Source organism: Ammoniphilus soli (genome assembly GCF_040813775.1).
Window position 1 is genome coordinate 1 of sequence record NZ_JBEGDL010000003.1, and the last position, 12,832, is coordinate 12,832.

A 12,832-nucleotide genomic window follows, 5' to 3' on the forward strand; every position below is an offset into this window, starting at 1 on the left:
AGATTGTCTCAAAGACTTAGGGAAGTTTCCATACACTGACTTATTAGACGCTTACCTAAGATGTACTGAAGAATTGTTAAGATTAAAGGAAGAAATAAAGAACTTAATTGTTGACACATCCGTATCTTGGCAACAGAGAATAGAATTATACAGTAAAGTAAGGCAGATAAACGAACGCCTTGATTTTTTAACAACTAAAGATATTAGTGCATAGCGATCCTTTCGGGGTCGCTTTTTTATTTCACTAATAACATCCCTCAGTAAAATATATCCGAAAAGCTCTTATGGAGGTGGGAAGTAGTGTACTTGGGAGGACGTTATTATATATTGGGATCTGTGGATGGCTATACAAGTATAGATATACATAAGGATATGCGCTAGTTAATCTTACTAAATGAATTGAGGAAGGCTAGTAGGCAAGAGGTTAAATGATTCCGTGATGCTTCTCAAAAGGAAGAAATTCGTACTTTAGCAATTCCTAACAGGGGTGTCTAAATAGACACTCCTTAGAAACAGGTTGAGGAGAGTAACCTGTTTTTAGAAACAGGTTGTTCAGACCGATTTGTTTTTAATGCTAGTACATAGCGGAATATAACAAGGGGGACGAAATTTAATCCTCCCTACAAATGGGATGTCAGTCTATTTGCTGATGTCTTTTTTGTTTCTAAGCGCTTCTTAAATAATTCAACATCATCTCAGTTACCTTTGTCTTCTATATGGAACATATATAAAAATAGTTAAAGGTCAGAAAAAAATCACTAGAACTTGAACTGCAGATTAAGGGAACTAAATCTTATGGTAAAATAGAAAATGGGAAGGTTTTACAGGCTTAAGGACAATCAAAAGGAGGTTCTTAGGCTTGAAAGGTAGTATAAAGAAAAATTTGCAAACAGGAAAATGGGATCTAGTAGTGGATATTGGAAAAGATCCAGTTTCAGGTAAACGTAAACAAAAGAAGAAAAGGGGGTATAGCACTAAAAAAGAAGCTGAGATTGCACTTGTTAATATCAGAAAAGAACTACTAGAAGGAACATATATTGATTCAAAAAATGTATTGCTACACGAGTATATGACAGAATGGTTCGAAGCAAGGGAGTTAAAATTATCCAAAAACACTCATATTAATTACTTGAGTTTGTATAAGTACCATATTAATCCATATCTAGGGTCTTATAAACTCCAAGATCTTAACTCTATACTGCTTCAAAAGTATGTTAATGAGTTAGCTAAAAATTCAAAACTGCAAGCAAATTCTATAAAAAAGGTTCTAGATATCTTAAAGGTTGCTTTAAAGAAGGCGAAAAAATTATCCCTAATAAGAGAAAATCCATTGGACAATGTAGAATTACCAAGAGGAGAAAAAAAAGAAATGCTTGTTTGGGATTTGAATCAGGTAAACAAATTTATCAATGCAGCGCAAGTGTTTAGGTACTATATTGCATATATTTTAGCCATTTTCACTGGCATGAGAAAGGGAGAAATTTTAGGCTTAAGGTGGAAAGATATTGATTTTGATAAGAATATAATTTATGTAAAGCAGATTCTAGCCAACAATGGAAAAGAATTTAAAGTTGGTGCAAAGACAGCATCTGGAGTACGTGCCATTCACATTCCAAAACATCTAGCTTACGAATTATTAAGCCATCGAAAAAAAATGTTACAGGAGAAAAGTCAATCAGGATTAGAATATACTGAAAACGATCTAGTCGTTTCTACAAAGTATGGCAACCCAGTTGATCCTGCATCATTATCAGTAAGATTTAAGAAGCAGATTATCAAGCTTGGATTGCCACCTATCCGTTTTCATGATTTAAGACATACTCATACGACAATGTTAATTCAACAAAACGTGAATGCTAAAGTGATATCTGAACGTTTAGGGCATTCTTCTATACAAATTACTTTAAACCAATATAGCCACGTTCTACCTAGTATGCAACAAGAAGTAGCAAATAAGTTGGACGAGTTGATACAATTAAAGGAAACGCTGTGACCAACTTGTGACCGACTTTCATTTCAATAAGTATCAATGCCTATTGATTCTGGTCTTTTTCATCTATGCCCAGTTGCCATTGCGGAAAATCGGTTCACGCGTTCCGTCTGCCGTTTCTCCATCAATATTCATTTGATCTGATCCAACCATAAAATCTACGTGAGTAATACTGCTGTTCAGTCCCTGAGCTTCCAGCTCTTCCTTGCTCATATTCTTTCCGCCTTCAAGGCAAAATGCATAGGAGTTGCCAATCGCTAAATGATTCGAGGCATTTTCATCGAACAAGGTATTGTAGAAAATTAAGTTTGTGCGAGAAATGGGAGATTCATGTGGAACCAAGGCGACTTCCCCTAGGTAGTGGGATCCCTCGTCCGTCTCGACAAGCCTCTTGAGAACTTCATATCCCTTTTCTGCACTAAAGTCCACAATCCTTCCTTTCTCAAAGGTGAGTGAAAAATTCTCGATGAGGTTTCCGCTGTAGCTAAGTGGCTTCGTACTTCGAACGGTTCCATTGACCCCTTGCTTCAAAGGCGTTGTGAACACTTCTTCCGTTGGCATGTTGGCCATGAAGGGAGTGCCTTTTTCATTTAAGCTGCCTGCTCCTACCCAGATATGACCAGCTGGCAATTCAAGCGAAAGCTTCGTTCCTGGGGCTTCATAATGAAGAAAACGATATCTCCTATTATTTAGGTATTCAGCTTTTTGATTGAGCAAATCGTTATGATCTTGCCATGCCTTTACGGGATCTTCCTGAGTTACCCGCGTGGTTTCAAATATGGCCTGCCATAAGGCTTCCATTTGCTCTTGTTCGGGCAGGTCTGGGAATACCTTGGCTGCCCAAGCTGGGGACGGTACAGCGATAACCGTCCAGCTGACTTTATCCGACATGGCATAGCTTCGGAATTTCGCCATGGCTTCTCCAGTAGCTTTATTTGCAGCCGTGATTCGTTCAGGGTCAACCCCTTTCAGCAGGTCGGGATTGGACGCCACGATGGACAAAAAGGCTGCGTTGTTTGCGGCCATTTCTTCAAAGCCTTTAGCTCTCCATTGCGGATATTCCTGAAAGGCCTCCTGGGGGGCCAGATCGTATTTGATACGTGTAAGCTCATCATCTGTCCACTCGGTATGGACGTTTTTAGCTCCGGATTCATAGGCTTTTCTGGTGATTTTCCTGACAAAATCAACAGAAGCTAGGGGAGCGGTAATGACTAGGGTTTGTCCAGGTTGAATATTGACTCCTACCTTTACAGCAAGCTGGGCATAACGGTCCAATAAAGTCTCAAAATGGTTCATACCGTACCTCCTAGGAAAATAATGGCATGTACCTATCGTATCACAAAATTTATGTTACTCGAAACTATTCTTGTAGCGTGAGCAAGTTTTCTTGACAAAAAACAAAATCGTAGTATTATAGTTGCTTGGCGAGGAAGTTCTTTTGTTTAGTGAAAAGCTAAGAATAGTATGAATGACACTAAACACTTGAATTCAATTTAACATAAAGAGGAGTGGAGAAAATGAAAAAGTGGTACCAGCTGTTAACAGCTTCAATTCTTGCTATCGGAATATTAGGGGGATGTGCCAGCCAAGAACCCGCAAATGATAAAGCCAATAATGAAGGAGCTGCTGGGGAAAAAACGGAGAAGGTTGTTCTTAATGTCGGCGCTTCCTCAGTACCTCATGCTGAAATCCTCAATGCGGCTAAGCCTTTATTAGAGGAGAAAGGAATAGAGCTCAACATCAAAGAGTTCAACGATTATATTCTTCCGAACAAAGTGTTGGAGGAGAAAGAATTAGATGCAAATTACTTCCAGCATCTTCCATACCTGCAGTCATTTAACGAGGAACATAAAACTCATCTAGCTTCCGCGTTTGCCGTTCACTTTGAACCGCTTGGCTTATACCCTGGAAAGCAAAAATCATTGGATAACATCGCTAAAGGATCTATCATTGCCGTTCCTAATGATCCGACGAACGAGGCACGGGCGCTTCATCTTCTCCAAGCTAAAGGATTGATTACTCTGCCTGAAGGGGCTGATTTGACCATTACTCCTAAGGATATCGTTGAAAATCCAAATGAGCTTGTTATTAAAGAATTGGATGCTGCCTTTATCGCTCGTTCTTTAGGTGATGTGGATTATGCGGTTATCAACGGAAACTATGCCTTAGAAGCTGGCTTAAAGGCGACGGATGCCCTCGCTTTGGAAGATAAAGAATCTCTTGCAGCAGAAACCTTTGCCAATATCGTAGCCGTTCGTGAAGGCGATGAAACGAAGGAACCGATTTTAGCATTGAAAGATGCTTTAAATTCACCTGAAGTTAAAAAGTTTATCGAAGAAAAATATCAAGGTTCTGTAATTGCAGTTTTTGAATAATAAAATGATTAAGCTACCAATGACAATTCCGTCCGTTGGTAGCTTTTTTTGGTACAATAGAACATATGGAAATGGTAACATATACCATTTGTTCATGAATAGGGGTGTAGGACTTTGATTCTGAAATACGAAAGAGAATTGATAGTGGAATATGGCAAGAAATTGATCATCTCCGGCCTTACCAAGGGGACAGGTGGGAATATCAGCGTGTATAATCGTCAGGAAAAGCTAATGGCGATTAGTCCCAGTGGATTAGATTATTTTCATACCCAGCCAGAAGATGTGGTCGTGCTCAATCTAGCGGGTGAAGTCGCAGATGGACAAAGAAAGCCATCCAGCGAGCTTGAAATGCATAGTATTTTCTACAAGAAGCGAAACGATATTAATGCAATTGTCCACACTCATTCTCCTTTTGCTGCCACCATTTCCGCATTGCACTGGGAATTGCCTGCTGCCTCTTACTTAGTGGCCTACGCAGGCAACAATGTTAGATGCTCAAAATACGCGACATTTGGCACGACAGAGCTGGCTGAATACGCTTTTGAGGCGATGAAGGATAGATTCGCCGTTTTGCTGGCTAATCATGGGTTGCTTGCAGGATCAACTGATCTTCTTAACGCGTTTCATATTGCTGAGGAGATTGAGTTTTCTGCAGAGATATATTACCGTGCAAAAAGCATTGGTGAGCCTGTCATTATCCCAGAAGGAGAAATGAAGGTGTTAGTTGAGAAGTTTAAGTCCTATGGTAAACTACAGGCTAAAGAAAATAGAAATGGGCACCGATAATAAGGTGCTCTTTTCTCATCACTTGATAATAATGGAGAAATCTCCACTCTTTTCTAGCTTAAGGCCAAATTCCTCTATAAGTACTAATTGCCCCAGTGCATCAATTTCGAGTGCCCCTTGGTAATGCTTATGCTGATAGATCTCAATTTCCCATTCTTCTCCTTGTTGGGATACGTAGACATCAGTAGTTAATGGATTGTAACGAAACTCGTATGGACCTGCCTTGGCCCTTGCTGTTTCCATCAGAATCACTCTTTCCTATGTATTATGATCAATTGACCCCCAAAAAACCAATCCCACCCTCGAATAGATAAAGAGGGACTAGACTCCTTAACGTGAGTTCATGAAAGGGGGAACACCATAATGAAACACATTAAGGTATTATTAGCCGATGATGATCCAAATGTAAGAGAAATTATTCGCCTTTATTTCAGCAATCAGCAAATGGAGCTACTTGAAACAGAGAGAGGAGATCAAGCGCTAGAACTAGCGAAAAATCATTCTCCAGATCTCATTATACTTGATATTATGATGCCAGGTATGGACGGATTTGATGTCTGCCGTGAGATCCGAAAATTCTCTGACGTGCCGATTATCATGCTAACAGCCAAAGAAGAAGAAATTGATCGAGTGCTTGGGTTGGAAATCGGCGCAGACGATTATATGACAAAGCCATTTAGTCCAAGGGAACTGTTGGCGAGAATGAAAGCCATTTTCCGCCGCATGCAGCCTAAAGATAATCAAGACGAAACCACGGCACAAAGCTTAGATTTCGGTTCCTTAATCATAGATATGCAACGCCGCGAAGTCGTCGCAAATGGCGAAAGTCTCTCCTTGCGTCCGAAGGAGTTCGATTTGCTCGTTCACTTAGCCAAATCACCCGGGACAGTGTTTACCCGAGAGCAATTGCTCGAGCAAATATGGGGCTATGATTTCTTCGGGGATATACGTACAGTCGATGTTCATGTAAAAAAAATTAGGCAGCGGCTTTCTCTCCTCGACCACCAGGTCATTCACACAATGTGGGGGGTAGGATACAAATTCGAGGTCATCGCCTGATGAAATGGATGCATAAAAGCCTTTTCCGTAGGCTTATGATCAGTTATTTGGCGGTTGTCCTTTTAGGTTTGGGAGTCGTTGGTTTTAGCATTACCTGGGTAACCAAGGATTACCTCTATGATCGAACCCAAGAGGAGCTGTTGCGCAAGGCTAAAAAGGTCAATCTAGCGATCCAAGATACTCAAGAAATCAGTGAACAGACTGTTGAAATGTTAGCTTTTTTAGACCAGTCCTTTGATGCGCGGATCTGGGTTTTCAACCGAAGCGGTGAGATCATCGCCACTTCGATGAAAGATGAGGTTTTTCATGGCAAATCCGTTTCGGAAAGAATCGCTAATGGCGTGCTTGACGGTAAGGATGTTTTAACGGAATTGGAATTTGCAGGCCTAAGTAAGCCGATGCTTTCTGTTGTTGTCCCTTGGGGGAAAAAGGATAGTATCTACGGGGGAATCGTGCTGCATGCTCCCGTTGAAGGATTAGAGCAAACGGTTAACTTTATACGAGAAACCATTGTTTGGGCTACCCTATTCGGCGTTATTTTCTCTACAGCAGTCGTATCCTATGTTTCATGGTCGATTTCGCGTCCTTTAAGAAAAATTGAACGAACGACTAGCGAAATCGAACGAGGAAATTACCACCAGCGGGTCCATATTGAACATCCCGCAGAAATTGCTGATTTAGCCGAAACGATCAATTGCCTAGCCGAGAAATTAGAACAGGTTGAAAACAGTCAGCGAAGCCAAGAAAAGGTCCGCAACGATTTTCTTACCAATATATCACATGAACTCCGTACGCCTTTAACCGCCATGCAGGGGTTCCTGGAAGCTTTGCAGGACGGGTTAGTGGAGGACGAGGATACTCGTTTAAGGTATTATCAAATTATGTACCAGGAAACGCTGCAAGTGAACCGCCTGGTCGATGATTTAATGGAACTGATCAAACTGCAGAATAAAGATGTTACTTTGTATAAATGTCACGTCCAAGTGGAAGAAACGATTCAAAAGGTGATACAAAGCTTGTCGAAGGAAGCAGAAGATAAGGGTACGACCCTTGAGGCGAGAATTGAACCGGCCTTGCCCTCGTGCTTTGCCGATCCGGACCGTTTGGTGCAAATCCTTAAAAACCTGGTAATGAATGCTATTAAATTTACCGAGAATGGCTCGATTGTCATCAGTGCCACACACATCGACTCATACTTAAAGTTTCAGGTTACTGATACGGGAGTGGGAATTAGAGAGGAAGATCTAGAGCGGATTTGGGAACGTTTCTTTAAGGGAGATCGAGTACGTTCCAAAACGAACAAAGGAACCGGTTTAGGTTTAGCCATTGTCAAAGAATTAGTGGAAATGCATGATGGGGAAGTGTCCGTTACCAGCGTTGTGGGAGAAGGCACCACGTTTACATTTACTTTGCCAGTTATTACCACGAATTAAACCATTCATCAAATGAAGAAAACAGAGGCAGCTCTATGAATAGAGTTGCCTCGCCTTATTTCATGGGTTAGTTCGTAGTTGTACTTCCTTGCTCTTCTGTCGTACCCGATTCAGGAGTTTCGCCAACGGTAGTATCTTCGGTTGGTGCTTCTTCAGTTGGTGCTTCTTCAGCTGGAGCCTCTTCAACTGGAGCTTGCGGTTCTAAGGAGTCAGATCCTTCATTTGCTGGGTCTGTGGTGGCTGGCAAAGAAGGCTGCTCCGTAGCAGGCGTTTCACTTGTTGGCTGTTCCAGAGAATCTCCACCAGGGCTTTCTTGGGATGAACAACCAACCGCCAAAATCAAAGCAATTGCACCAGTCATAAGTAACATAAAAAATCTTTTCATTTCACATTCCCCCTTGGGTTTTTATCGTGCTCCCACCTCATTTGTGGGACCTGAGATTATTATATAAAGGGGGTATTACCAATCTATTTTCCATTTATGAAAAGATAAGATATGATTTTTATCAATTTGTGACCCTTTGCCATCCCATTTTTTAAATAAAAATCCATTCTTGGCAAATGATAACAAAGGAGTATTGCCCTTATAAGGAAATGACGAGCGGTCTGTCCGTTATTTGTGATAAACTGAAAAGGTATGTAAAAGGTAAAATTAACTTGATCAAGAAATGAAAGGATGAATGTCAATGTCAACACCAACACCATTACCTCCAAAAACCTGTGAAATTGAACGCATGATAACAAGACCTGAGGATATAGAGAAAGTGCTTGCTGGAAAAAAAACCTCCACTCGCCGAAACGGAAGATATGCCGATCCGGGAGAAGTCATGATTCTTGAAGGCAGGGAATTTCGCGTAGATCGAGTTTATCAGGAAACACTAGGGGATCTTACGGAAGAATCGGCAAAAATGGAGGGCTTCTCTAGTCTAGAGGAATATAAAAACTCTATCCTCTCGATTCACCCCGGTATGCCATGGGTTCCCCAAATGAAAGTTTGGGTTCACGAGTTTAGAGAAATTGAGAAAAAGTAAGTACGCTTTGGTTGGGGACAACGGTGTATGTCCGTTGTCGTCCCAACTAATCCAATCTGTTTAGTCTTCTGGTTTTTTTCAGGAACTGTCTGCCCTAATCTTGATAGCCATAGCGCACAATGCAATCACGGTGAGGGAAGCAACAGCTGAACCTAGCCTCGTCATAATTTCCCCTGCTGCTGGACAATAGGCAGCTCAGATTAAACCACCCACCACCGGATAAGGAATAACTGGAAACGGCCCCATGAGAATAAAAGTAAAGGAGTAGGAAACGCATATGCATCATGCTTTTGTCCTTCTTTCCTGGAGCTTTATCAGGTATAATGTCTGACATAATAAAATTATAGCGTAGGGGAATAAATCGTGAGCAAAAATCATCGTCAGCTCAGCTTGCAGACTACCATCACACTACTGGTCTTTACCGTCGTAGCTTTGGCCTTGCTCGTAACAGATATTCTCATAAGTGTACAAATCAACGAATACATCGAGGAAGATCAGGCGGAGAAAGCCACCCAAATCGCAAGAATTGTTGCCCGCTCCCCAGTAATCGTAGAAGGATTGACTGGTTTAAGAGATGAAGGAGAGATTCAGAGATTTGCCAATGAAATCAGGGAGACGACCGGGGTTCAGTTTATTGTAGTGATGGACATGCATGGGATTCGAAAGTCTCACCCTGACCCGAGTAAAGTCGGAAAACCTTTTGTCGGAGGTGACGAAGCTCCTGTCTTAAGCGGGCATGAACATATTTCCATCGCCAAGGGGACTCTCGGACTATCCCTTCGTTCCTTCACACCGATAGTCGCAGCCGATGGTCAACAAGTGGGGGCGGCAGCTGTTGGGATTTCCCTTGAAAAAATTGAACGGGCAACTTCTGCAAGCCTATGGACACTTTTCCTTGGCATTGGCTTTGGGGGGATGATTGGGCTTATTGGAGCCATCCTTTTAGCACGGAAGATAAAAAAAATCTTATTTGGCCTAGAACCTTCGGCTATCGCTAAGCTATTGCAGGAGAGGAATGCCATATTGCATTCAACCAAGGAAGGCATACTCGCTGTCGATCAGGAGGCTAAAATTTCGTTGGTAAACGATGAAGCGATTCGCCTCTTTAAATTAGCTGGAATAACCAATGATCTTATCGGAACCAACGTGCAGGATTATCTGTCAGGCTCCTCTTTGATCAAGGTAATGGAAACAGGTCAAGCAGAACTTGACCAGGAATTGACTCTTGAGGGAATGACTCTTCTTGTAAATACCGTTCCTGTCCATGTTGATGGAAAGGTAGTCGGAGCGGTTGCGACCTTCCGGGACAAAACGGAAATCAAACTCCTCGTGGAACAACTATCCGGCGTTCAAACCTATGCTGATGCATTAAGGGCGCAAGCCCACGAATTCATGAATAAATTGCACGTGATTTTGGGTATGGTGGAGGTAAAGTATTATGATCGGCTTGCTGATTATATTAAGCAAATTACTCATCATCACCAAAATGAAATTGGGTTTGTAATGCGGAAAATTAAAGATCCCGTCCTCGCCGGTTTCGTATTGGGAAAATTAAGCTACTCTCGCGAGGTGGATGTTAAACTTAAAGTAACCGGTGACTATTGGCCTGAACCCGCCAACGGTGATATTACGCATGACATTATTACGATATTGGGAAACTTGATCGATAATGCTATGGATGCTGTTCAGGGATGCGCAGAGAAGGAAGTGCAAGTCAATTTCCAAGTGAAGAATAATGCGCTTACCCTAGAAGTAAAGGATACAGGATTAGGTATACCGGACGAAACGAAAGCCGAGATTTACATGAAAGGTTTTTCTACTAAGGGAGATAATCGGGGACTAGGTTTATTTTTAATTAAAGAAAGTATCAAGAGGTTAGGTGGAAGTTTGGAATTAGAATCCCAACCTGGAAATGGAACAACATTTAAGGTAACGATACCTTATCAGCTTAAGGGTGATGATGATGATTAAGGTGCTAATTGTAGAAGATGATCCGATGGTAATGGAGTTTAATCGGAGATATCTCGAGCGGATCGATGGCTTTGTGTTAGAAGCGTCGGCTTCCTCCATGGAGGAAGCCCTAAAAATTTTAGACAGCCGAGACATCGATCTTATCTTGCTGGATATCTATATGCCTGGCAGAAATGGATTGGAGCTGCTCTCGCAAATCCGGAAGATGGGGCATGGAATAGATGTCATAGTCATTAGCGCTGCTTGCGATAATCAGAGCATCAAAATGGCGCTCCGCTATGGTGCAGTTGACTACTTGATCAAACCGTTTGAATTTGAGCGCTTTAAGGCTGCCCTTACGACTTACCGGGAAGAGGCCAAGTTCATGGAGGTGCAAGACATGATCAGCCAAGAGGATCTGGACAAACTGATTTTCCACAAGGAACCTGCTGCTGCTCCGGATGATTTGCCCAAGGGCTTAACCCGTTCGACCCTTGCCTTGGTTTGGGAGAAAATCCAAGCCTTCGAGGAAACCGATTTTTCAACAGAAGAACTAGCCAACTCCGTCGGGATATCAAGAGTATCTATCCGCAAGTATCTTCAGTTTCTCGTTGAAATTGGACTTCTAAAGCTTGAAACCAATTACGGTACTATCGGAAGGCCTGTATATATGCATCGCTATATACCATCTAAGAGCCATCTCATAAAAAACTATCTATAAGCGGCCCAGAAGGGTCGCTTACTTACTTTAATTACAAAACAGTTAACTAAGTTACAATTACTATCTTAATTATTAGAGAATATCTAAAATGAATATAGACACAAGAGAATGCGCTTGCATTCAACTCGTTACTTACTCAAATTAAATTTAAGGATGGTGACACGCGATGAAATTGAATTTTAAGAGCCTTACAACCCAGGTAATTCTAGCAATCATACTCGGTATTGTTTTCGGCGCATTTTTCCCGACAATGGGAGCAGAGTTAAAAGTCCTTGCTGACATCTTTATTAAAATGGTGAAAATGATCATCGCACCGATTGTATTCCTGACGATTGTAATCGGTATCGCAGGAATGGGCGATCTGAAGAAGGTAGGTAAGATAGGCGGTAAGGCATTATTGTATTTTGAAATTGTATCAACCATTGCTCTAGCTATCGGTATCCTTGTTGCAAACGTATTCAAGGCAGGAGAAGGATTCGACGCAACTAATGCTTCCAAAGGTGACATTAGCAAATATACCACTCAGGCTGAAGAAACAAGTCATAGCATGATGGATTTTATAATGTCAATCATTCCTGATAGTTTTGTCGGCGCTTTCGCGAAAGGAGAATTGCTTCCTGTACTATTTATCGCTGTATTGTTTGGTTGCGCTTTAGCAGCAATGGGTAAAGGCGGAAAGCCTGTTATCGATTTCTTTGAAAAGATTACCGAAGTAATGTTCGGTATTGTTAATATCATCATGAAGGTTTCCCCAATTGCAGCTTTTGGTGCGATGGCTTACACGATTGGTAAATTCGGATTTGGCTCTTTAGTTTACCTTGGTCAGTTGATGGGTTCTGTTTACACTACAATGGCTCTTTTCGTTATCTTTGTACTGGGAGCAATTGCGAAGATTTACGGCTTTAGCATCTTTAGTTTTATCCGCTATATCAAAGATGAGATTTTCTTGGTTATCGGTACTTCTTCGTCCGAAGCAGCTTTACCGAAGATGATGGATAAACTAGAGAAGTACGGTTGCTCTAAGTCCGTTGTAGGTCTTGTTCTTCCTACTGGATATTCATTCAATCTAGATGGTACTTCTATCTACTTGTCAATGGCGGCCTTGTTCATCGCACAGGCTTATGGTGTAGATCTTACCCTTATGGAACAAATAACGCTTCTGGGAGTTCTGATGCTTACTTCTAAAGGGGCAGCAGGAGTTACTGGTTCCGGCTTCGTTACATTAGCTGCTACACTAGCGGTGTTCCCATCCATTCCAGTTGAAGGTATGGCTTTGATTCTGGGAGTTGACCGTTTCATGTCCGAAGCTCGCGCAATCACTAACTTAATCGGGAACGGTGTTGCAACGGTTGTTGTCTCCAAAATGGAAGGCGAATTTACACCTAATTTAGTTGAAATGGATAATAAGAAAACAATTAGTGCTTAATAAAAAAACCTCCCTGCACAAGGGAGGTTTTTAATATTTTCATCTCTGCTTTAAACGGCTG

General features: G+C 41.6%; 13 protein-coding genes. 10 read left to right on the forward strand and 3 right to left on the reverse strand.

What is annotated here, in order from left to right; genetic code table 11:
* Together ABLT31_RS07390 and ABLT31_RS07395 are read left to right on the forward strand one after the other, a co-directional pair.
* Positions 1 to 214: hypothetical protein (locus tag ABLT31_RS07390; RefSeq protein ID WP_367750266.1), on the forward strand; the 214-nt coding region annotated here is incomplete at its 5' end.
* 645 nt (positions 215 to 859) lie between these two features.
* On the forward strand, positions 860 to 1,993 hold the full coding sequence (locus tag ABLT31_RS07395; RefSeq protein WP_367750268.1) for a tyrosine-type recombinase/integrase: 1,134 nt from the start codon (positions 860 to 862) through the stop codon (positions 1,991 to 1,993).
* A 63-nt stretch (positions 1,994 to 2,056) separates the two neighbouring features.
* Here ABLT31_RS07395 and ABLT31_RS07400 read toward each other — a convergent pair whose 3' ends face one another.
* Complete coding sequence (locus tag ABLT31_RS07400) at positions 2,057 to 3,286, reverse strand: aminopeptidase (protein ID WP_367750269.1); 1,230 nt, start codon at positions 3,284 to 3,286, stop codon at positions 2,057 to 2,059.
* Between the two features lie 221 nt (positions 3,287 to 3,507).
* Here ABLT31_RS07400 and ABLT31_RS07405 point away from each other — a divergent pair, with 221 nt between their 5' ends.
* Both ABLT31_RS07405 and ABLT31_RS07410 read left to right on the forward strand, forming a co-directional pair.
* Positions 3,508 to 4,365 carry a MetQ/NlpA family ABC transporter substrate-binding protein gene (locus ABLT31_RS07405; protein ID WP_367750271.1) on the forward strand — a complete coding sequence of 286 codons (858 nt, stop codon included), beginning with the start codon at positions 3,508 to 3,510 and terminating at the stop codon, positions 4,363 to 4,365.
* A 114-nt stretch (positions 4,366 to 4,479) separates the two neighbouring features.
* Positions 4,480 to 5,151, forward strand: coding sequence for an L-fuculose-phosphate aldolase (locus ABLT31_RS07410; protein WP_367750273.1), 672 nt, complete (start codon positions 4,480 to 4,482; stop codon positions 5,149 to 5,151).
* Between the two features lie 18 nt (positions 5,152 to 5,169).
* On the opposite strand, the gene ABLT31_RS07415 is transcribed toward ABLT31_RS07410, so the two are convergent.
* Complete coding sequence (locus ABLT31_RS07415) at positions 5,170 to 5,394, reverse strand: hypothetical protein (protein WP_367750275.1); 225 nt, start codon at positions 5,392 to 5,394, stop codon at positions 5,170 to 5,172.
* A gap of 120 nt (positions 5,395 to 5,514) precedes the next feature.
* Between ABLT31_RS07415 and ABLT31_RS07420 the strand changes: the two genes are divergently transcribed.
* Complete coding sequence (locus tag ABLT31_RS07420) at positions 5,515 to 6,210, forward strand: response regulator transcription factor (protein WP_367750277.1); 696 nt, start codon at positions 5,515 to 5,517, stop codon at positions 6,208 to 6,210.
* 35 nt (positions 6,211 to 6,245) lie between these two features.
* On the forward strand, positions 6,246 to 7,643 hold the full coding sequence (locus tag ABLT31_RS07425) for a sensor histidine kinase (protein WP_367750279.1): 1,398 nt from the start codon (positions 6,246 to 6,248) through the stop codon (positions 7,641 to 7,643).
* Between the two features lie 67 nt (positions 7,644 to 7,710).
* Here the strand turns inward: ABLT31_RS07425 and ABLT31_RS07430 are convergent, their stop codons facing one another.
* A complete protein-coding gene (locus tag ABLT31_RS07430) occupies positions 7,711 to 8,028 on the reverse strand; it encodes a hypothetical protein (RefSeq protein WP_367750281.1) in 318 nt (105 codons plus the stop codon).
* Between the two features lie 301 nt (positions 8,029 to 8,329).
* Here ABLT31_RS07430 and ABLT31_RS07435 point away from each other — a divergent pair, with 301 nt between their 5' ends.
* The 4 genes from ABLT31_RS07435 (at position 8,330) to ABLT31_RS07450 (ending at position 12,771) form a co-directional block, all read left to right on the forward strand.
* Positions 8,330 to 8,674, forward strand: coding sequence for an ASCH domain-containing protein (locus ABLT31_RS07435; RefSeq protein WP_462976475.1), 345 nt, complete (start codon positions 8,330 to 8,332; stop codon positions 8,672 to 8,674).
* A 363-nt stretch (positions 8,675 to 9,037) separates the two neighbouring features.
* Positions 9,038 to 10,645 carry a DcuS/MalK family sensor histidine kinase gene (gene dcuS, locus ABLT31_RS07440; protein WP_367750285.1) on the forward strand — a complete coding sequence of 536 codons (1,608 nt, stop codon included), beginning with the start codon at positions 9,038 to 9,040 and terminating at the stop codon, positions 10,643 to 10,645.
* Positions 10,638 to 11,345, forward strand: coding sequence for a two-component system response regulator DcuR (gene dcuR / locus ABLT31_RS07445; RefSeq protein WP_367750287.1), 708 nt, complete (start codon positions 10,638 to 10,640; stop codon positions 11,343 to 11,345). The genes dcuS and dcuR overlap by 8 nt, the downstream gene beginning before the upstream one ends.
* Positions 11,346 to 11,511: 166 nt before the next feature.
* A complete protein-coding gene (locus tag ABLT31_RS07450; protein ID WP_367750289.1) occupies positions 11,512 to 12,771 on the forward strand; it encodes a dicarboxylate/amino acid:cation symporter in 1,260 nt (419 codons plus the stop codon).
* Positions 12,772 to 12,832 lie beyond the last annotated feature (61 nt).

Bases quoted from the DNA above. Each gene is read 5' to 3' on its own strand.
- ABLT31_RS07450 (WP_367750289.1), top strand. From the start codon at position 11,512: ATGAAATTGAATTTTAAGAGCCTTACAACCCAGGTAATTCTAGCAATC.
- ABLT31_RS07420 (WP_367750277.1), top strand. From the start codon at position 5,515: ATGAAACACATTAAGGTATTATTAGCCGATGATGATCCAAATGTAAGA.
- ABLT31_RS07435 (WP_462976475.1), top strand. From the start codon at position 8,330: ATGTCAACACCAACACCATTACCTCCAAAAACCTGTGAAATTGAACGC.
- ABLT31_RS07415 (WP_367750275.1), bottom strand. From the start codon at position 5,394: ATGGAAACAGCAAGGGCCAAGGCAGGTCCATACGAGTTTCGTTACAAT.
- dcuR (WP_367750287.1), top strand. From the start codon at position 10,638: ATGATTAAGGTGCTAATTGTAGAAGATGATCCGATGGTAATGGAGTTT.
- ABLT31_RS07405 (WP_367750271.1), top strand. From the start codon at position 3,508: ATGAAAAAGTGGTACCAGCTGTTAACAGCTTCAATTCTTGCTATCGGA.
- ABLT31_RS07400 (WP_367750269.1), bottom strand. From the start codon at position 3,286: ATGAACCATTTTGAGACTTTATTGGACCGTTATGCCCAGCTTGCTGTA.
- ABLT31_RS07425 (WP_367750279.1), top strand. From the start codon at position 6,246: ATGATCAGTTATTTGGCGGTTGTCCTTTTAGGTTTGGGAGTCGTTGGT.
- ABLT31_RS07430 (WP_367750281.1), bottom strand. From the start codon at position 8,028: ATGAAAAGATTTTTTATGTTACTTATGACTGGTGCAATTGCTTTGATT.